At 34.9% G+C, this 20,100-nt stretch carries 15 protein-coding genes; 9 read left to right on the plus strand and 6 right to left on the minus strand.

Annotated elements, in window-relative coordinates; translation table 11 throughout:
* Positions 1-46 precede the first annotated feature (46 nt).
* Complete coding sequence (locus NL281_RS04900; RefSeq protein ID WP_253303030.1) at positions 47-3,493, plus strand: class I tRNA ligase family protein; 3,447 nt, start codon at positions 47-49, stop codon at positions 3,491-3,493.
* A 61-nt stretch (positions 3,494-3,554) separates the two neighbouring features.
* Positions 3,555-6,302, plus strand: a complete 2,748-nt coding sequence (locus NL281_RS04905; protein WP_253303031.1) for a coiled-coil domain-containing protein — start codon at positions 3,555-3,557, stop codon at positions 6,300-6,302.
* Here NL281_RS04905 and pheT read toward each other — a convergent pair.
* Both pheT and NL281_RS04915 read right to left on the minus strand, forming a co-directional pair.
* Positions 6,293-8,632: a phenylalanine--tRNA ligase subunit beta gene (pheT, locus tag NL281_RS04910; protein ID WP_253303032.1), complete on the minus strand. Its 2,340-nt coding sequence runs from the start codon at positions 8,630-8,632 to the stop codon at positions 6,293-6,295. The genes NL281_RS04905 and pheT overlap by 10 nt on opposite strands.
* 120 nt (positions 8,633-8,752) lie before the next feature.
* Positions 8,753-9,040: a hypothetical protein gene (locus tag NL281_RS04915; protein WP_077188073.1), complete on the minus strand. Its 288-nt coding sequence runs from the start codon at positions 9,038-9,040 to the stop codon at positions 8,753-8,755.
* A 229-nt stretch (positions 9,041-9,269) separates the two neighbouring features.
* On the opposite strand from NL281_RS04915, the gene NL281_RS04920 reads away from it, so the two are divergent.
* Genes NL281_RS04920 through NL281_RS04945 form a run of 6 tightly spaced genes read left to right on the plus strand, consistent with a single transcriptional unit; the run spans position 9,270 to position 13,872 of the window.
* Complete coding sequence (locus tag NL281_RS04920) at positions 9,270-9,995, plus strand: F0F1 ATP synthase subunit A (RefSeq protein ID WP_022626288.1); 726 nt, start codon at positions 9,270-9,272, stop codon at positions 9,993-9,995.
* Between the two features lie 58 nt (positions 9,996-10,053).
* Positions 10,054-10,281: a F0F1 ATP synthase subunit C gene (locus NL281_RS04925; RefSeq protein ID WP_006014985.1), complete on the plus strand. Its 228-nt coding sequence runs from the start codon at positions 10,054-10,056 to the stop codon at positions 10,279-10,281.
* 3 nt (positions 10,282-10,284) lie between these two features.
* Positions 10,285-10,764 carry a F0F1 ATP synthase subunit B family protein gene (locus NL281_RS04930; protein ID WP_077188072.1) on the plus strand — a complete coding sequence of 160 codons (480 nt, stop codon included), beginning with the start codon at positions 10,285-10,287 and terminating at the stop codon, positions 10,762-10,764.
* Positions 10,765-10,772: 8 nt separating this feature from the next.
* Entirely contained in the window at positions 10,773-11,249 is a 477-nt protein-coding gene (locus NL281_RS04935) for a F0F1 ATP synthase subunit B family protein (protein ID WP_077188071.1), read from the plus strand.
* Positions 11,250-11,263: 14 nt separating this feature from the next.
* Positions 11,264-12,862, plus strand: coding sequence for a glycosyltransferase family 2 protein (locus tag NL281_RS04940; protein ID WP_370274066.1), 1,599 nt, complete (start codon positions 11,264-11,266; stop codon positions 12,860-12,862).
* Positions 12,844-13,872 carry a COX15/CtaA family protein gene (locus tag NL281_RS04945; RefSeq protein WP_253303034.1) on the plus strand — a complete coding sequence of 343 codons (1,029 nt, stop codon included), beginning with the start codon at positions 12,844-12,846 and terminating at the stop codon, positions 13,870-13,872. The genes NL281_RS04940 and NL281_RS04945 overlap by 19 nt, the downstream gene beginning before the upstream one ends.
* Here the strand turns inward: NL281_RS04945 and NL281_RS04950 are convergent.
* From NL281_RS04950 to NL281_RS04965, 4 genes are all read right to left on the minus strand, one after another.
* Entirely contained in the window at positions 13,821-15,896 is a 2,076-nt protein-coding gene (locus NL281_RS04950) for an acetyl-CoA carboxylase biotin carboxylase subunit (RefSeq protein ID WP_253303035.1), read from the minus strand. The two genes, NL281_RS04945 and NL281_RS04950, sit on opposite strands and share 52 nt — an antisense overlap.
* Positions 15,897-15,968: 72 nt before the next feature.
* Positions 15,969-16,622: an ankyrin repeat domain-containing protein gene (locus tag NL281_RS04955; RefSeq protein ID WP_253303036.1), complete on the minus strand. Its 654-nt coding sequence runs from the start codon at positions 16,620-16,622 to the stop codon at positions 15,969-15,971.
* 102 nt (positions 16,623-16,724) lie between these two features.
* The gene (locus NL281_RS04960) at positions 16,725-18,044 is read right to left on the minus strand and encodes an IS4 family transposase (RefSeq protein ID WP_370274048.1); all 1,320 of its coding nucleotides are present in this window, start codon (positions 18,042-18,044) and stop codon (positions 16,725-16,727) included.
* Positions 18,045-18,095: 51 nt separating this feature from the next.
* Positions 18,096-18,251 (minus strand): hypothetical protein, encoded by a 156-nt coding sequence (locus tag NL281_RS04965; protein WP_253303038.1) that lies wholly within the window; start codon positions 18,249-18,251, stop codon positions 18,096-18,098.
* 150 nt (positions 18,252-18,401) lie between these two features.
* Here NL281_RS04965 and gltX point away from each other — a divergent pair, with 150 nt between their 5' ends.
* A complete protein-coding gene (gene gltX / locus NL281_RS04970; protein WP_253303039.1) occupies positions 18,402-19,832 on the plus strand; it encodes a glutamate--tRNA ligase in 1,431 nt (476 codons plus the stop codon).
* The last annotated feature ends 268 nt before the right edge of the window (positions 19,833-20,100 follow it).

Genomic DNA, 20,100 nt, shown 5'->3' on the forward strand with positions numbered 1-20,100 from the left:
GTAATTTTTCAGAAAGCCCTATATTCTTTAGTTTTACATAGCGAACATGAAGTCAAAGCATTATCCTGATACAGTAAGTAGTCCTGATTTTTCGTCGTTAGAAAAAGAAATCATAAAATTTTGGCAGGAAAATAAAGTTTTTGAGCGGTCAGTTGGAGAACGTTCTAAGGATAATTGTTTTGTGTTTTATGATGGGCCTCCATTTGCAAATGGACTTCCGCATTATGGACATTTACTCACTGGTTTCATCAAAGACGCATTTGCAAGATATCAAACTATGCTTCAAAAAAGGGTTGAACGTAGATTTGGCTGGGATTGCCATGGATTGCCGGCTGAGATGGGTGCAGAAAAAGAACTTGGAATATCTGGTAGAACTGAGATAGAGAAGTTTGGTATAGATAAATTTAACGATCATTGCCGTACTTCTGTGATGAAATTTTCATCAGAGTGGGAAAAATATGTCAATAGACAAGCAAGATGGGTAGATTTTCACAATGACTATAAGACTATGGATAAATCATTCATGGAGTCGGTCATGTGGGCATTCAAGCAGCTTTATGATAAGGGTCTGGTGTATGAATCAGTGCGCGTTGTACCATATAGCTGGGCATGCGAAACTCCATTATCTAATTTCGAAACAAGGCTTGATAACGCGTATAGAGAAAAAGTTAGCAAAGCTGTAACTGTTGCATTTGAGCTTTTAGAAAACCCACAGCAATTTAAAAGTGTTAAACGAAAGTGTAAATTACTTGCTTGGACTACAACTCCCTGGACGTTGCCGAGCAACTTGGCTTTAGCAATAGGAAAAGATATTAAGTATTGTGCAGTGTCAGTCCACCCTTTGATGTCATTCCAGCGCGTGACGCTGGAATCTATTTCTGGATCCCAGTGTCGAAGCACTGGGATGACAGGGGAGGGGGCTACTGGGATGACAGGGGATAATGCAAAAGATCTAGTTAACGATGAAGTTTACATCTTCGCTGAAAGTTATTTAGGGAAATTTGTCAGCCACTGTGAACAAAGCAATATTCCATATGAAAACTGCAATATAAAACTTAAAGCGAATGATCTTGCAGGTCTTTCTTACAAACCACTGTTTGACTATTTTAAAGACACAAAAAATGCATTTCGCGTTTTTATTGCTGATTATGTGACGGAAGAAGATGGTACTGGCGTTGTGCACACTGCTCCTGGATTTGGTGAGGAAGATTTTTACCTTTGCCAAAGCCATGATATTCCAGTTATTTGTCCAATTGATAACAGTGGAAAATTTACTGCTGAAATTTCAGATTTGGCAGGGGTTCATGTTTTTGATACCAATGATACAGTAATAAAAAAATTAAAAGAGCAAGGGAATTGGTTTAAAACTGAACAATATATTCACAATTATCCACACTGCTGGAGAACTGACACTCCTTTGATCTATCGCACTATGCCTTCTTGGTATGTTGCTGTTACAAAATTCAAAAGCAGAATGGTAGAGCTAAATAAGAGAGTTAATTGGATACCAAACCACATTAGAGATGGTCAATTTGGAAAATGGCTTGAAGGGGCACACGACTGGTCAATTTCACGCAATCGATTCTGGGGTACGCCAATCCCTGTATGGAAATCAGACGATGCGAGATATCCAAGAGTAGATGTATATGGTTCAATAGAAGAACTGGAGAGAGATTTTAATGTTAAAATAGACGACTTGCACAGACCATTTATCGATACTTTAACAAGACCAAATCCTGATGATCCAACAGGAAAATCAGTTATGCGCCGTGTACCTGACGTGTTTGACTGCTGGTTTGAATCTGGCTCGATGCCATTTGCGCAAATCCACTATCCGTTTGAAAATAAGGAGTGGTTTGAATCTGCGGATTTTATCACTGAATACATAGCGCAAACCAGGGGGTGGTTTTATACGCTCTTTGTATTGTCCACTGCTTTGTTTGATAGGGAACCATTTAAGAACTGCATATGCCACGGTGTTGTTTTGGATGTAAAAGGGCAAAAATTGTCCAAACGTTTGAATAACTATGCAGATCCAATGGAGGTTTTTGATAGATACGGTTCTGATGCACTGCGTTTTCTTATGCTTTCTGGATCTATTGTTTGTGGTGGTAATTTGCTACTCGATAAAGAAGGAAACTCAATACGAGATGTTCTGAAAAACGTAATAAAACCTATTTGGAACAGTTATCACTTTTTTACTATGTATGCAAATGCAGATGGAATTAAAGCTGAAGTTTGTAAGGATTATCAAAGTACTATTGATCGCTACATGATTTCCAAATGTTTTGAAGCTATAGAAAGTATCCAAGCTTCTATGAACAGCTATAACTCCCAAGAGGCTTGCAAAATTTTAATGAACTTTTTTGAAGTGCTAAATAATTGGTATATTCGTCGCAGTCGCGAGCGTTTTTGGAAAAGTGATTTGGATCAGGATAAAACTGATGCTTATAATGTTCTATATACGGTTTTTTATTACATACTAAGAGCTGCAGCTCCTTTGTTGCCACTTATAACAGAGAATATATGGCAAGGGCTTAAGTATGAAGAAACATCTGTTCATTTGGCTGATTTCCCACAATTAGAGAAGTTTGATAGTCAGCTCATTGCCAAGATGGATTTAGTGAGAGAGGTGTGCAACTCTGCACTTTCGATCAGAAACACTTTTAATATACGTATCAGACAGCCGCTTGGCAGTATGATCATTTATCATCAGTCTTCCTGTAGTTTTCTTGAAGGTGAACCGCTTTCTGTCATCCCAGAGTTCTCTCCTGTTATCCAAGTAGCTGACACTGGGATCCAGTGTGCTGCAGATTCAAATGAGTACCAGGAGATGATAAAAGATGAGGTGAATGTAAAAAGCTTGGAATTAGTAAACAGACTTGAAGGTATTGCATCACTAGAACTGAAACTAAATTTTCCTATGCTTGGAAAGAGAGTTCCGGAGAAGATTAAGACACTGGTTCAATATGTTAAACAAGGAAAGTGGAAACAAGTTGAATCCGGTGTCATCCGAGTAGCTGACACTGGGATCCAGATGCAGATTCCAGCGTCACGCGCTGGAATGACAGAAGGTTCCGCAAAAGGTTCAATATTTTTAGGAGATGAAACAGAGAACTATATTATAGAAAAAGGTGAATATGAACTGTTATTAAAAGCAAACAGTGAATATTCTGCTGTGTTTGATAACAACAAAGGGATTGTGATTCTGAACACTACTTTAAATGATGAATTAATTCTAGAAGGGCTCGCGAGAGATATTGTGAGGCTCATTCAAGAAACTAGAAAACAAGCTGATTTTCATATATCAGATAGAATTAGAGTAACAATCAAAACAGAAGATGAAAAAATTAAGGAAGCAATAACTACATGGAATGAATATATAAAAGAGCAGACCCTTGCCTTATCTTTGGACATTAATAAAGAGATCGAAGCCGACTTCTATTCTAAAGAATATCAAGGGTTGATAGTTGGTATCAAGTTAAGTTGTTAATAAAGTTGCAAAGTTACTAATGTTTATGTTATACTTAGATTGCTTAGGGTAAGGTTATAATATGAATAAAGCTGTTGCAGATGATTATGAAAAAGTTGTTAACAATAGTGATGGTTTAGGTAAAGTAGAATCTATTTCCAATGTTGCTTTGGAAGAGGAAGAAGAGTTTTTTGATGCTATGGAAGCTGTTTCTAATGTAGAAGAAGGGAATGATTTAGGTCTTGCTACTTCAGAAGAGGAAGAAGAATTTTTTGATGCTGTGGAAGAACAAGAGCCGTTAGCTAATTTTAACGTTCCACTCAGTATATTTCATTATAAAGATTATAACTCTGATTTTTTTACTTCTTGGTATAATATATCAAGTAGAATATTTAAAGAGGTAAATCGAGCTTGCCCGGAGAAGAAAGTATTAAATTTAGCTCTATCAGTTTTAATGTTTCCTTATATAGTTTTCACTGCGTTAGGATTAGCCGTATATAATAAATTAAAAACAAATGATAAGACACAAATCAGTTCAGAGGAGAATAAAACAAAAAAAAGTGAAGTAAGTGAAAGTACAGCAAAAAGACTGGCATATGGTGTTCTTGCTGCAATAGTGATTCTTGTTAATATAGCTATGCTTGCAGCATTACTTATTCCTGCAACAATTGCTTTGGCTACTTTTTATCTTTTAAATAGAGATTTATCTCACTCTTTAGTTACTGCTCTTAAAATAAGTATGGGGCGGTATTCTAATAAGCATCAAAATATTGAGGTGTCTTTTCATGAAAAGGAAGTTACTGGACCAAATATTGCGTGGGATATGGAAATAGAATTTCCACCGCAATTTAAACGATTGCTTAGAGATTTGTATGAAAATGAAAATAACAAGTGGTTTGATGTGACGCGGGATTCAGAGCATAGCATCGTACTGAAATTGTCAACTAACATCAATTTAAAAAATGGTCTTAAGCCCTTACGCAATGAAATCAAGGATGTGCTTGCAACTTCTATTCAAGAATTTGCGAAGACTATGGAAGAACTGATAAAGCTAGAAAAGAAAGAGATTACATATGATAAATTGAAGGAATTGTTGGACGAATTCAGGTTAAAAGTGGTAAGTAGCATAGATTTTAAGTTGACAACTCACTTAATATACAACGCCTATCAAGTTGCCTTTATACAAGCAGTTAGGTTTCAGCTGGATAGACGGAAAGAAGGTTTTTCACTGGAAGATGAGATAAAAAATTCTTTAGTGAGGCAGGAATTAGAGAGTCAAGGTAAGGAATTACCAGGTGAGAAAGAAGTGATAATAAGAGATCTGAAAAAAGCAGGAGCAAAAGTACCGGATGTTTTAGATGATAGTGAGCTTCCTATATTTAAAGCAGAATGGAAGCGGCTTAAAGAAGAAGGGAAGATAGCTAAGAGAACAATTATTGATGTTTATAAATATATACATAGTAGAGAAACAGAGACAGCTCTAGGTAATGCTAAAGAAGAGATTAATCTTTTAAAAAAAGAAGGACAAAAAAGATATATTAGGATACATGAAAAATTGAAAGAAATATATGGAGATGTAAAAAAGAATAATTTAGCAGGTGATGTTTTAAGAAGAAGGTTAGAAGGTCTTTTTAAGTTCGAGTATGATGATCAAGAAGTTGAGCAAAGGCTAGTAAAATCAGTAATGAAAAAAGCCAAGGGTGAGTTAGGCCTATTAGGCATGCTCAGCTTAATAGACCAGTTTCGGGATTTAGAAAAGGAGATAAAAGGTTCTTTGAGTGAGAATTTAAAAGAAGCTTCAGATAAAGTAAATGCTTTTGTAGCAAAGATATATTTAGAAATAACGAAATGCAAAAAACAAAATGTACTCAAAGGCCAAGCAAAGGGTATAGAGGATTCATGTAAGCTGTTAGAGGAAAAGGAGCCGGATTTAGTACAGAGGATTAATGCGCACCGAGCGGAAATTGCAGAATGCTTAGAGCAACCTATATCGTTAAGGAAAGTAATAGAAGAAAATGAGGATTTAAACAAATATTTAGAAGGTGAGCGAAATAGGAAAGGAGAACAGCATCCAAGTACAAAATTAATAGAGAAGCATTTGAAAAATAACCAAGAAATTCTCAAAGCATTAAAACAGTTAGAATTAGAAGAAAAAGGATTGTTGATAAATGAAGAAACAAAAAATGATTATATAGAAGAACTAGAATCTCGCGAAAAAATAAAGTTTGCAATAATAGAGGATGATTTACTGAAGGAGTTCGAGCGTGAAACTTTTAACGAAGAAGCAGTTAAGAAGTTGTTAGAGGAAGCGGAACTTGAATACTATTTGGCAGAAAAATGCATAAAAAGTCCTGTGATAAAAACAAAAAATAATATCAAGCACTTTTATCAAGGTTTATTGTCTCCTTTGATAGATAATTTGACAAAAGATATAATAAATAATATACCAGGAAATAGTGAAGGTTGTATACAGAAAGTTAAGAACTGGAGTAAAGTTATGTTTGGTGCAATAAAGATTGGAGCATCAAATGCTTATAAAGAGACTACAGAGAGAAAAGCGTTAAATGTGGCACATAATACTTATAAAGAAGGAGAGACATTTCTTCAATGTTTTCAGTCAAATTATGAAGGTATTGGAGCCTTTTTAGGTAATTTATTTTCTGATGATGGGGTAACATTTAAAAATGATGTGTGGCCTAAAATAGAAGAGCATTTGCATGGAATGTGGGATAGATTTTTCAAGGATATTGAATTCAATATTGGAAATAAATTGGATGAAGTAAGTGTGACACAGCAACGGCAGGAAACTATGATTGTGACTCAACGATAAGTTCTCAAAGTTCCTCCGGTATTTTCACATACTAAATTAACTATAGCACTTGATTCTTTTTGGATCTCTTTTTCAGTTAAAGTGTGAGTTGGAGAGCAGAAAGTAACTGACAATGCTATAGACATCTTATTCGATTCTATATTATTTCCATGGTATACGTCAAATACTAAAACTTCTGTGATGAGCTCTGAGCTTTTTTTTACCACATTGATTATGTTACCTACTTTCACATCCTTATTTACAATAAATGCAAAATCACGTTTTACACTTTGGTATTTATAATCGATAAATTTCTTTCTACTTACAGGTAAATTTTCAATATTTTCTAATATCACCTCAAAACCTACAACTTTTTGCTTGATATCAAAAAGATCTAATATATTAGGATGCAACTCTCCAAAATAACCTGCTACTTTATTCTTAAAAGAGAGAGTGCCTGACTTTCCTGGGTGATAATGTTCTTTTTCTGCTCTCTCTATCGTTAAATTATCACAATTGACGTTAAAAAACTCCAAAGCTGCTATGCAATCAGCCTTTGCGTCAAAAACATCTACTTTTCTATCAGTATTATAATGGTTTCGCGGTAAATTATTTCCTGTTCTTATCCCACTTAAAACATGTTTAGACCGAGCTTCACCATCGTAAATCGGCCCAATTTCGAAGATTGCAAGATCAGATATTCCATGGGCAATATTATCAGCAGTAACTTGCAATAAATTTGGCATAATACTTGGTCTCATTATATTAAAGCTATTGTTAAACGGATTATCGATGATAAATAACTTATTCGAGTAACCAAATTTTTCAGCTGTTGATTCACTCATAAACGACCAGGTTAGCACTTCATGAAACCCTCTGTTTGTCATCAAAATACGCAAATTGTCGTATGTACTATCTACTTCTTCAACATTATTTGGTAGTGGTTCTTCTTTTATTTTGTCATAGCCGTATATCCTTGTTACTTCTTCGATTAGGTCAGCCGGTATTGTCACGTCCGGTCTCCAGCTTGGTACTTGTACATTCCAATTGCCTTCGGTTTTTTTATCAATACTAAACCCTAGTTTCGTTAAGATATCAAGCACCTCATCAGGCGATACAGACACACTTCCAAACTTGTTCACATCCTGATAATCAAAGCTCACCTTGGTGTCAGCACTATCTAAACTGCCAGCAGACACTACGCTTGAGGTTTCTCCACCACATAAGTCCAGAATCATTTTAGCTGCAAGGTTGAGTCCATCAAAAGTAAATCCAGGATCAACTGAACGTGCAAATCTGTAACTAGCGTCTGTGGAGATGCCGAGCTGCCTTGAAGATTTAGTAATAGAGATGGGATCGAACCAAGCAGACTCTAAAAAGATATCAGTAGTTTCAAGAGTACATTCACTGCACTTACCACCTATAATTCCAGCAATTCCATGAATATTTTTATCACCTGCAATAACGCTTATGTCTTTGTTTAATAAGTATTCTTTACCGTTCAAACCAGCAAATTTTTCTCCGTCGTTTGCTTTGCGTACTGTGAGCTCTCCTTCTATTTTTTTTGCATCATACGCGTGCATTGGGCGGCTGAAAGATATCATAATATAGTTCGTGATATCAACTATTGCAGAAATGGAGCGCATTCCTATCGATTCCAGCCTATCTTTTAACCATTTTGGGCTTTCTTGATTTTTTACATTGGCGATGTATATTCCACTAATAAAACTTTCCCCGTCAGTAACTTCAACATCGATTGGTGAATTTATGGAGCTGGTAAGTTGTGGAATGCTTAAAGTCTTTAATGTCCCAATTCCAGTTGCAGCAAGGTCGCGAGCTATTCCATAAATGCCTAAGCAATCTCCACGGTTTGGAGTAACATTTATATCAATTACAGGGTCACAATTGAAAAATTTATCCCCTACTTTATAATCATCGGAAAGCTCGATTATTCCTTCACTTTCCTCTTGAACCAGCGCAAGTTCAGAAGCAGAGCAGAGCATCCCTTCACTTAGCATTCCTCGTATTTTTGTGGACTTAATTGTGAGATCACTTTCTGGCAACGTGCTACCAAGAGATGCAAGTACAGTTTTCATACCTTCTCTAACATTGTTTGCTCCACAGACTATTTGTAGAATTTTACTTCCATCATTTACTTTACATAATTTTAATTTATCAGCATTTGGATGAGGTACGACTTCTAATACCTCTGCAACAATAAACCCAGTCAATCTGGAATTATCGATCACATCTTCTACTTCTAACCCTATGTGAGTTAATTTATCGGTAATTTCTTCTAAACTAGCATTGGTTTCTAAGTGTTCTAATAACCAAGATAATGTGAATTTCATGGACCTAAAAAGAAGTGAAAAAGTTATTGTAATGTAAAATGTAGTGATTTTAAAGCTTATTGTAGTGGAATGAAAAGTGACTTCTGTATCACAAGCAATGATGCAGAAGTTTTTGTAACTTTATATCTTCTTGTAAAGAGAATTTATCTTCTTTATATCACCTTTTAAATCTATCTCCGTAAAGGATTTAAGATTCATATTGTGGGTATCTGCATGGAAGCTATGAATGTAGCCATCTATAGTTAAGTCTCCTATCATATTATGGCTTTCATCTAGTATTTCGCTTCCTATTTGATAATGGCCAGTGTATTCGTTAAAGGAACCATCTGTCAATTTGATGTATCCGTTACCAAATTCCTGCTCTAAATTTAAAGGATGATTAGCGTTAATAAAATCTATTTCGTTCATTATATACCTCACTAAAAATTAAATTATAATTAAAATAAGATGTTAAGTTAAATAATTTAATAAGATTAGTAAATTTTAAAATACAGAGCTGACTGTAATTAACACTCTAATTACATATTTTGTTAATGTATCAATGTTATAATAACGCAGAGCCTTATCTTAACCCTTGACTTTGTCCTATAAAATTCATACTTTATTTACTGTTATAGTTCAAGTACATAGGGTCAAAATGGCGTTAAATCCGCTAGAGCAATTTAAAGTATATACAATAATAGAGTTACCTAGGTTATTTGGGTATGACGTAAGCTTTACCAATTCATCTTTTTTCACGATGATTTCGGTGATATTGATGATACTCTTTTTGCTTTTTGGAATAAAGAAGGGGTCAGTAATACCAGGATATTTGCAAGCTGCAGTTGAGTATGTATATGATTTTGTTATTTCAATAATAGAAAATAACACTGGAAGCAAAGGCTTGCAGCACATTCCATTGATATTCACAGTATTTATTTTCATTTTATCGTGTAATTTAGTTGGTGTTCTTCCTTATAGTTTCACGGTCACAAGTCATGTGATAGTCACCTTCGCTTTATCGATGGTGGTTTTTATTTATATAACGATTGTTGGATTTAAAGAAAGGGGAGTAGAATTTTTACGCATATTGCTACCAAAAGGAACTCCTTCGTGGCTTGCACCTATAATAATTATTATTAAGTTGTTTGCTTATTTAGTAAGGCCGGTTAGCCTATCAATAAGGCTTGCAGCAAATATGATTGCTGGTCATACAATCATCAAAGTGATAGCAGGGTTTATTGTAAATATGAACATATTTTTCACTCCTGCGCCGTTTTTGTTCATAATTGCATTGATAGGATTTGAAGTATTTGTTGCAATTTTACAAGCTTATATATTTACTATATTAACATGTGTATATTTGTCAGATGCAGTAAAGTAATTGACTTCCTTGTAGAATATTTTACAATTATATTATAAAGAAAAATTAAAGGTAATATATGGATTTAGTAGCTTTAAAGTTTATAGCAATTGGTTTAGCTGTGTTTGGAATGCTCGGTGCTGGTTTAGGTATAGCTAATATCTTTTCTGCTATGTTAAATGGGATTGCGAGAAACCCTGAATCAGAAGGTAAAATGAAAAGTTATGTTTATATTGGTGCTGCCATGGTTGAAATCATGGGATTGCTTGCGTTTGTACTTGCAATGTTATTAATATTTGCTGCTTAACAGATGCCACAGCTTGATGTTTCAACCTTCTTTTCTCAAGTTTTTTGGTTTTTAATTTTTTTCTCTTCACTTTTTTTCGTGGTAAGTTGTTTATTTTTACCAAAGTTAGATAAAATAATAAGCACTAGAAGTAAAGAAGTATTGGGTTCTTTTAATAGTTCTGTTCATCTTTTAAGACTCACGGAAGAGCAGATTGCCAAGTATAATGCCGCTTTAAACCAAGCTAGAATACAGGCAAAAAAAATCATAGATGATGCACTTGCTCAGGTAGAAGAAATGAGAGCTAATGTTAAGAATATATTAGAAGAGGAAGACAAAAAAAAGAGCAAGCTTATTGAAAAAAAAGTGGCAGAATTTAAATCTGAATATACTGATCAGTTAAAACAAATGGCTACTAGTATTGCTTTAATTTATTATACTAAATTGACTAATTCTGAAATTGAAGAGGAATTTATTGCTGACTTGGTGTCCAAAGAATTTTAGGGGTTTTTATGTCTACATCACTGATTATCGGTCTTGCCTTCTTGGTAAGTTTTGTCCTTTCGTATAAATTGCTAAAGAAAGTGATAAAAAATGCGCTTAACAATAAGCGTAACAAAAGCAAATTTTCAAGTGAAGAAACTGAAAAATTCAGGAAAGATATGTTGGAGTATTACAAAAAATCTTCTAAAAAATACAAAGAATTAGATGCAGAAGTTAATAAAATGATGAATGAAGCACTTGATAAAGCTAATAGTATCATTAAGCACAATAGACAGCAGCTAGATCAGACATTAGATGACAATGCCCATTCTAACTTGAAGAAAGTCACTGACCAAGTTGAAAAAGCTCTTGGGGATTTACAGACTAACACAGTGAATATAGCTGCTGATGCTGTAAAAAAAATAATGCATGAACGTAAAGATGATAAGCGTAGTAGCGAGGTCATATCTTCATTTTCACGTGACTTAAATAAAAAATTGCATTAGGTTCAATGCAACAATTGCCTATACTTCAAGCTGATAATGTAGAAAAAATTAAGTTTGATTCTAGTTTGTGCAAAGAGCCAGAGAAACTTTTTTACTATAAATTTAATATAATTCCTTGGCAAAAATTAAATAATACTACTTTTTTTATGGTTGAAGACACAAGCCGAGATATCAACCGTTGGGTCGAAGCTCATTACGGTATTGACTATGTATTAATAAAAGTGGATAGCGAACAGATTTTAAATCTTCTTAACTCGCACTTTGGTATTTCAGAATTTGCAAGCAACTACTTATATTACAAGAATCCTAATTTTTCAGCTAAAAGCATTAAACTAAGCTCAATATTTTTTGCTTCTTTCTTTATTGTAACTTCAATTTTAACACTAACAGAGAAATATACATATTTTGCTTTGATGTTGATATTTATAATCGGATGTTCTAGTTATTTATTCAAGTTTATAGCTACAGTTTTTAGCTTATGTGAAACCTCCAACCAAAAAGTGGATTATAGTAAGCTGAATGAAGAAGATTTTCCTATATATACTATTTTATTGCCTGCTTTTAAAGAAAGTGCAGTGATAGAGCAATTGATCGAAAGCATTGAAAGTTTGGATTATCCAAAATCAAAATTAGATGTGAAGCTTCAGGTAGAAAGTGATGACCAAGAAACGCTAGCAGCTATAGAAAAGTACACTTTACCGCAGTATTTTGAAGTAATAAAAGTGCCTCATTCTTTGCCTAGAACAAAAGCCAAGTCATGCAATTATGCTATGAGCTTTGCTAGAGGAAAGTATGCAGTAATATATGATGCGGACGATAAACCAGACCCATTGCAGTTAAAAAAAGCACTGATTGAATTTAATAAGGACGACGATAAGCTTGCCTGTGTACAGGCGAAATTAAATTACTATAATTGTGATTATAATTTTCTCACAAAATCCTTTTCTCTGGAGTATATGAACTGGTTTCAATACTTATTGCCTGGATTCCAAAAAATGAACATGCCAATGCCTTTGGGTGGTAGCAGTAATCATTTTTCAGTAAAAATTCTAAAAAAAGTGTTTTTCTGGGATGCTTACAGTGTTACCGAAGATGCTGACCTCGGTTTGAGACTTGCGCAAATGGGATATAAAACCAGGATGATTGACTCAGAAACATTGGAAGAGTCACCAATTGCTGTATTTGCTTGGATTAAGCAAAGAGCGCGCTGGATCAAAGGCTATATGCAAACTTATATTGTTCATTTAAAAAATATAAAGTCACTTCATAAACACACTGGATTTAAGGGAATTTTGCTATTGAATCTTTTTGTTGGTTCTGCAGCTTTTATATTTTTTACTACTCCATTTTTACTGCTTTCATTGATATTAACTAAAGTTTTAAATGGATTATTTTTGTACTACTTTGTAGTGGTATACGTTACTAACCTGATTCTTTTGGTAATAGCTGTCAAACAGCAAAAGATGCCTTTTTATTTTTATATAGTATCGATATTTTTTCCGGTCTATAGTCTGCTACATAGTGTTGCAGCTTTTCTTGCCTTGTGGGAGTTTATTCTTTACCCTGAGCGATGGAACAAAACTAAACATGGTTTATGGAAGCAAAACCTGTAGCCATTTGGCTTTTTCTCTGCTCGGTCATGGTAATTCTTATGGTAGGAATTGGTGGATTTACCAGACTTACAAGAGCGGGATTGTCAATCACGGAGTGGAAACCCATCACTGGAACATTACCACCACTGAATGAGCAAGACTGGCTACAAGAAAAATTAAAATACGAAGCTACACCTGAGTATAAAGCATTCAACTATGGTATGAGTATGGAGGAGTTTCGCGCTATATACTTAATAGAGTATGTGCATAGATTAATTGCAAGACTAACAGGTTTAGTTTTTGTCCTGCCATTTATATATTTTACATTAAGAAGAAAAATATCTAAAAAGGTAATAATAAGGCTATTGATAGTCTTGTTATTTGGAGCGCTGCAAGCTTTTGCTGGTTGGTATATGGTAAAAAGCGGCTTGGTAGCCAAGCCTCATGTTAGCCACTATAGGCTCGCACTTCACTTATTATTAGCATTAGTTATCTTTGCATTATTGTCATATCAATTTTTTGATTATCAGATAAGGCCACAACAAACAAAACTTAAGGTTAGTGGTAACACTATATACTACGCAAGGATGATTTTGGTCCTAATTGTAATACAAATAATTTTCGGTGCATTTGTTGCAGGATTAAATGCTGGTTTGATTTACAATACCTTTCCACTAATGGACGGACAAATCGTTCCAGAAGATTTATTTTTCTTGCAGCCTATATGGCTGAATATCTTTGAGAACAGAGCGACAGTGCAATTTATACATCGAGCACTGGCATTGCTAATACTAACTTTGGTAGTAATACTCACAGTAAAAAATGCTAGCATAAAACCGGTATATATTATGCTGCTCTCCGTCGTCATTCAGATCATTTTAGGTGTAATTACTCTATTATTGCACATACCGATAGCCATTGCCATAGCTCATCAAGTGTTTTCATTTATCTTGTTTGGGTCAAGTTTATACTTCTTGTGTTATTTAAGGAAGCAGACTACATCACCAATCTGCACATTTTTTCCTTCTTGAACGGGAATATTTTTTATCACCATTGCTGCTTCAGCACATATGATATTTTCCATTTTCATTGCCTCCACCACAAATAAAGGTTGTCCTATTTCCACCTGATCTCCTACATTTACGTGCAATTTAACTAATAAACCAGATATTGGGGATTTTACAGCATCTGCTGAAATCCCTTCTGTTTCATTATTTAGTATTAACTTACTTAATTCAGCTACATGAGGTTTTAATATACAACACTCAGCTTTCATACCTGCATGTCTTATGAAGTACTTGCTGCCTTGTCTTTCTATTTTAAGTGCTATATTGGTATCGTCATTAATTGTGATATATAGCAATCTATAACTTGATTTCCACTTGCCTATAACGGAGTATTTATTGTGATTATATACCGTTATTGATATATTATCTTGGTATTTTGCATTTACGGAGTACTCATTGTCATTTATATTCACTATGAATAAATCTCTTGCACGGTCACCTGCCATCCGAGTAGCTGATACTGGTGCCCCTTCTTTTTTACTAGATTCCAGTGTCACGCACTGGAATGACACCTGAGATGTTTCATTCACTGCTTTATGATGGTACCTTTCTTCATTTTCCAAATGAACATATAACGCAGTGAAAATAAATATTTTAATATACTCCTCTGTAACAAAATCGCCGTGAAACCCACTAGGGTAATGATCTGGAATGAATCTCGTATGGAGCTTTGCTGCGATAAAATTTGGGTGATGGAAGATGGATTCTAGAAATTCTATATTATTTGTTACTCCTTCTATATAGCATTCAGACAATGCTTTTTGCATTCTGCTGATCGCTTCTACTCTATCTTTTCCATATGTTATCACTTTGGCAATCATCGAATCATAGAACATGCTAATTTCTGAACCTGCAGCAACTCCATCATCTATTCTTACATAATCATTTTCACCCGGTTTATCGTAATATTTTATTCTTCCGCTGGAAGGGAAAAATTTCTTCGATGGGTCTTCAGCGCAAATTCTACTTTCTATTGCAGAACCAGTAAGTTTAATATCATCCTGATTGAATCTCAATTTCTCTCCACAGGAAGTTCTAATCATTTCTTCTACTATGTCTATTCCAGTTATAAATTCTGTTACTGGATGCTCAACTTGCAATCTCGTATTTACCTCAAGAAAATAGAAGTTTTGGTCTTTATCTACAACAAACTCAACAGTGCCTGCTGAAAAATAGCCAACTTGCTTTGCCAGAGAAACACATTGAACATACATTTTTTGTCTTACTTCTTCACTAATGAATGGACTTGGCGTTTCTTCTATTATTTTCTGATTATTCCTTTGTATCGAGCATTCTCTTTCTCCAAGACAAACTATATTGCCATATTTATCTGCTATGATTTGTATTTCAATATGTCTTGGCAACTCTATATATTTCTCTATAAAGATACTGCCATCCTTAAAACTTTTCTCTGCTTCATTTGTGGCTGATGTAAATGCTAGTTCAATTTCTTTTTTGGAGTTTACAATTCGCATTCCTTTGCCACCACCGCCTGATGCAGCTTTAAGCATAACCGGAAAGCCAATTTCTTCAGCAACTTGAGCTGCGTGGGCAGCGTCGCTAATCTTACCCATATATCCTGGCACTACATTCACTCCAGCTTTTTTTGCCGCTTCTTTTGCTGTTATTTTGTTGGCTGTAACTTCTATTGTTTCTGCACTGGGGCCGATGAAGTCTATATTGTGTTTTTGCAAAGCACGTGGAAAATCTGGATTTTCTGCTAAAAAACCATAGCCAGGATGAACTGCCTGCGCACCTGTTTCAACTGCTACTTCACATATTTTTTCAATGTTTAAATAACTGAGGCAAGATGGCGAAGGGCCGATATATCTTGACTCATCTGCTTGTCTTACATGCACAGAATTTACATCTGCACCCGAGTATATGCACACACAAGATATACCCATCTTATGGGCAGTTCTGATAATCCTGCAGGCAATCTCTCCTCTGTTTGCTATTAAAATCTTACTGTACTTCTTTTCTATCATCGTATGAGTATACTTTCTGAAGTTAAGAAAGTAAATTTCTATATCATTGCCTGCAAGTAATTTCTAGCTTCATCAAACACCCAAACTTTCTCCTGCAAGTTGTACATTAGCATTTTCCACTAAAGTGCTTTCGTTATGCAAGGCATGTATCTCGCTACATGCTTTAACTGACAGGTATGTGACTCCGCCAGAAGCTATTGCAACCATCGAGCTTAGTGCAAAAGATTGAGAAACTAAAAATAAAAAGTATAAAGACAAACATAAAGCAGCGATACATGCTATCGCTCCTATTATATATAAGCACAGGTGAAACTTCTGGTTACATATAAAGCTGTCTTTTATGCCTGCGATTTGCTTAATTTCTTTCTGTTGTGCAGCATTTAAGTAATAAAGAGGAGTTTCCCTCTTCTTATTAAAAGCATAGTCTTTACTGCAGAGCGCATCTTTAATATATTTTTTATTACATTTGAGTTCCTCTTTCAATCTGCTTACTTCTTTCCGATCTCCAGCTTCTTCTGCTTTCGTAATTTTGTTATCAGCTTCCGTCTCTAAGTCATTCACAATCTCTTGTACTGCAGGCAGCAAAATTCCACTTCTTGCTGCTTCATGAAATGGATTATCTCCATATTCATTATGCGCAGTTACAGAAGCAATGTTCTTCTTACAAATGTCTACAAATTTACCTTTGTTTTGTATTCTTGCAGCTAAATGCTTACTTTTACCCACAATTTTGAGAGGTTATGATGTGAAGCATAACAATGCTCTCCTTAAGGTTTTCATAGCCCCGCCATAGAGTCATAGACCCTGGTAAATTATCACTTTTTCTATTCATAAATCACCCAATTTTCCTAACCAAATAATAGCTTGTTTTATGTTTGGAGGTTCTTCGGGTAATGTTGCTACCCGATACTCACGCATGTAAAGGACCTTCCACTCTTCGTTGCTTAAAATTTTAGTACAAATTTCCATGGGATTTGATAAAGCCACTTTTGTCAAATATAAAATTTTAAACGCGATTATACTTTTTATAGCAATTAACTTCTGTAATCTTTCTTTTGTAGCTAAGCGGGAGCTTTCTATCTTACATCCTGATTTTAAAATCCTAAAATACTCTTCAATTTTCCACCTTAGCTTATACCAATTTATCTTTTCTATGGCATCTAAAGTATTATTAATCGGTACATTAGTTAGTAGAGTCCAGTCGATAGCTTCCAATCCATCAGGAGGATTTGTTTCTTTTGCACTTACCACATATACAGGGATTTTATCACTTATTTTATGTATTGTATCTTTTGACCCATAAATGGAAGAAGATCTGATAGGTATATAGCCTTTCATATACTTAACTTCAATATTAGCTTTCCTTGATCTCTGGTTTCCACCTTTAGTAACTTCTAGAGAAATTTTCTTTTTTACTGGCAGTTGAGTGATGCGTGTTTGCAAATCTGTTTTTCCGACTTCAGTACAGATAAATCTTCTATTAGCTCGATTGCGGATTACATAAAAACTACCTAACGTCTCAGCCACCCATAAAAATTTGAAGATGTCTGCTTCCCTATCACCAAGGGTAACAAGTTGTACATTTGGAGGAAGGTTGTTTATAGTTTCTTTAAGAGCTGTTATCCACTTATAACTTTCTTTTTCTTCTATGGAGGTACGGTATTTTCTGTTTGCTTTTTCTTGTGCCGTTTCTTCTTCCCTAATAGAACGCGCCCAACATTGTTGGGAAGATAGACCTAAAGGTAATCCGTCTCTGCTGACTATTAAGGCACTATGCAACAGTAAACCCATTTTATGCTTTGTATAAGCTTTAGAAATACTGCCTAGTCTCTTGGTCTTTATATGAGAGTCAAAATCCAAATAACTTGTATCTTGAACTGAAAAGACCAACTGGTTTCCTTTTATTCTTTCCTTAGTTTCTTTATAATGGGAAGAATAAATTTCCTTATCTTCAAGCTTTTCATTGCTAAATAATCTATATGCACCCTTAGCTTCTTTCCACCCACTACAGCTTTGATTAATTGAACCAGATGCCTTACCCTCTATGCAATAACTTGTTTTTATAAGCCTTTTATTAAGCCTTTTATCTCCCAAATTAATGTGTTTTAACTCTCTTTCCAGCCATTTATCCCTAAGCCATCTGTATATTGCACGCTTGTACTTGTTTCTATCATTTTGATCCTAAATTATTTAGCTTACTCACTTTTTACATTTGTGGGTAAAAGTAAGAGCTAAATGCAGGAGATTATCTGCCTGTACTCTTTGTTTTGTTTTATCAAAAGGGCCGGTGTAACGCCAATTGATATTAGCTTCATTATCTGAAAGCAATTTTGCTATATCTACAAGTCCATCCATAACTCACCTCGCTATATTCAACCAATACTAAATTATACAACACAATTTATGAAAAATAAATAAAATTTTATCTCTCAGAACAAATAAATTCTAAATTGTTACAAACATAAATTTTAGCTATCATCATTTACATTACTGTAACAGACAAATATGCCAGGTATAGTCACGAGATTTGCTCCATCACCAACAGGATTTTTGCACATTGGAGGAGCTCGTACTGCTTTATTCAATTGGCTCTATGCAAAGCATCATGGTGGCAGGTTTTTGCTAAGAATTGAGGACACCGACAGAAAACGTTCAACGCAAGAAGCAATTGATGCAATTATAGAAGGGCTAAGATTGCTCGGTATGAGCTATGATGGGGAAATAGTATATCAGTCAAAAAGAATAGAGCGGCACATTGAAGTAGCAAACCTTTTAGTTGAGAGGGGTAGGGCGTATCACTGTTATTGCCCTGAGGATGAAGTTGCAGAAAAGAAAATAAAAGCAAGAGAAGAGGGCAAGATATACAAGCATAAATGTACTACAAAACCTCCTTCTTGTCATCCAAGTAGCCGACACTGGGATCCAGAAGAAAATATGTGGTCACGCGCTGGAATGACATCCGGTGTGAGGTCAGTTATCCGTTTCAAAGTGCCAGACTCACAAGAGATCGTCATTGATGATAAAATATACGGCCAAATCAAAGTAAATAGCAACCAGCTTGATGATATAGTGATCTTACGCTCTGACAACACTCCAACATATATTTTTGCTGTCGTAATTGACGATCATGATGCTGGAATAACCGATATTATACGTGGTTCTGATCACCTCACTAATACCTTTAAACAGTTGCTAATATACCAGGCTCTTGATTTTGATGTTCCACGTTTTGCGCATGTGCCGCTTATCCATGGGGAAGATGGGAATAAGCTATCCAAAAGGCATGGTGCCACAAGCGTTTGCGATTATGAAAAGATGGGAATATTGCCAAAAGCGATGCGTAATTACTTGCTGAGACTTGGCTGGAGTCACGGCAACGATGAGATTATTAGCGATGAGCAAGCAATAGAGTGGTTTAATTTAGAAAGTATTGGTCGTTCACCTGCACGGCTCGATTTCAAAAAACTGGAGCATTTGAATAACCACTATATTAGTAATATGAGCAATGAAGATATTCTGACTCTAATGCTTAGAGAAAATACTCTAACTGACAAAAAAAAGGGCTATTTACTGCAGGGACTGACAGAGCTAAAAAAAAGAGCAAACTACCTGACCGAATTATTGGATTTAGCAAAATTTTATATTCAAGATCCGCCACTTGATTTAAGTGAAGAGGCTGAGCAAATTGTCAAATCTAACCTCGATATAATCAAGTTACTCGCGTCATTTCTGTCAAAGATCGGTGATGAAAATTGGAATAAGGGTTTTTTATCTTCTCAGATCAAGGAATGTGCAAAATTGCACGATATGAAAATAAGCGATGTATACCACTCATTACGCGCCCCTATAACTGGAGTAATGGATGCACCTGGAATCATTGATATCATGGTGATTCTTGGTAAAGATGAGTGTATAAGAAGGTTACAAGCAATTTAAATGAAATAAGAAAATTTCTTGACAAGCTTTGCCAGCCCCTTTATCATGATATGTATAACAATGTTACAAAAAATAATATCATAGAATTCAAGAAGATAATTCCTAGAGGGTTACTCATCTATAAAAGGCCGAATTTTGTTAGCTATTTAGATGTAAAAGGTAAGCTAAATTTTTATAAGGAAAAAACAGTAATTAACTAAAAGAGAGCGCTGGACGAGGCAACTTAATTGGTTTGCTATTTCAACCACCATAACTCAATCAACAAATT

Origin of the sequence: Wolbachia endosymbiont of Phyllotreta cruciferae (assembly GCF_918697765.1) — a bacterium.
Classification (GTDB): Bacteria; Pseudomonadota; Alphaproteobacteria; order Rickettsiales; family Anaplasmataceae; genus Wolbachia; species Wolbachia pipientis.

Excerpts from the sequence above, each read along its gene's own strand:
- pheT (WP_253303032.1), bottom strand. The coding sequence starts at position 8,632 with ATGAAATTCACATTATCTTGGTTATTAGAACACTTAGAAACCAATGCT.
- NL281_RS04945 (WP_253303034.1), top strand. The coding sequence starts at position 12,844 with ATGGAAGCAAAACCTGTAGCCATTTGGCTTTTTCTCTGCTCGGTCATG.
- NL281_RS04905 (WP_253303031.1), top strand. The coding sequence starts at position 3,555 with ATGAATAAAGCTGTTGCAGATGATTATGAAAAAGTTGTTAACAATAGT.
- NL281_RS04965 (WP_253303038.1), bottom strand. The coding sequence starts at position 18,251 with ATGGATGGACTTGTAGATATAGCAAAATTGCTTTCAGATAATGAAGCT.
- NL281_RS04950 (WP_253303035.1), bottom strand. The coding sequence starts at position 15,896 with ATGATAGAAAAGAAGTACAGTAAGATTTTAATAGCAAACAGAGGAGAG.
- NL281_RS04930 (WP_077188072.1), top strand. The coding sequence starts at position 10,285 with ATGCCACAGCTTGATGTTTCAACCTTCTTTTCTCAAGTTTTTTGGTTT.
- NL281_RS04925 (WP_006014985.1), top strand. The coding sequence starts at position 10,054 with ATGGATTTAGTAGCTTTAAAGTTTATAGCAATTGGTTTAGCTGTGTTT.
- NL281_RS04920 (WP_022626288.1), top strand. The coding sequence starts at position 9,270 with ATGGCGTTAAATCCGCTAGAGCAATTTAAAGTATATACAATAATAGAG.
- NL281_RS04935 (WP_077188071.1), top strand. The coding sequence starts at position 10,773 with ATGTCTACATCACTGATTATCGGTCTTGCCTTCTTGGTAAGTTTTGTC.
- gltX (WP_253303039.1), top strand. The coding sequence starts at position 18,402 with ATGCCAGGTATAGTCACGAGATTTGCTCCATCACCAACAGGATTTTTG.
- NL281_RS04900 (WP_253303030.1), top strand. The coding sequence starts at position 47 with ATGAAGTCAAAGCATTATCCTGATACAGTAAGTAGTCCTGATTTTTCG.
- NL281_RS04915 (WP_077188073.1), bottom strand. The coding sequence starts at position 9,040 with ATGAACGAAATAGATTTTATTAACGCTAATCATCCTTTAAATTTAGAG.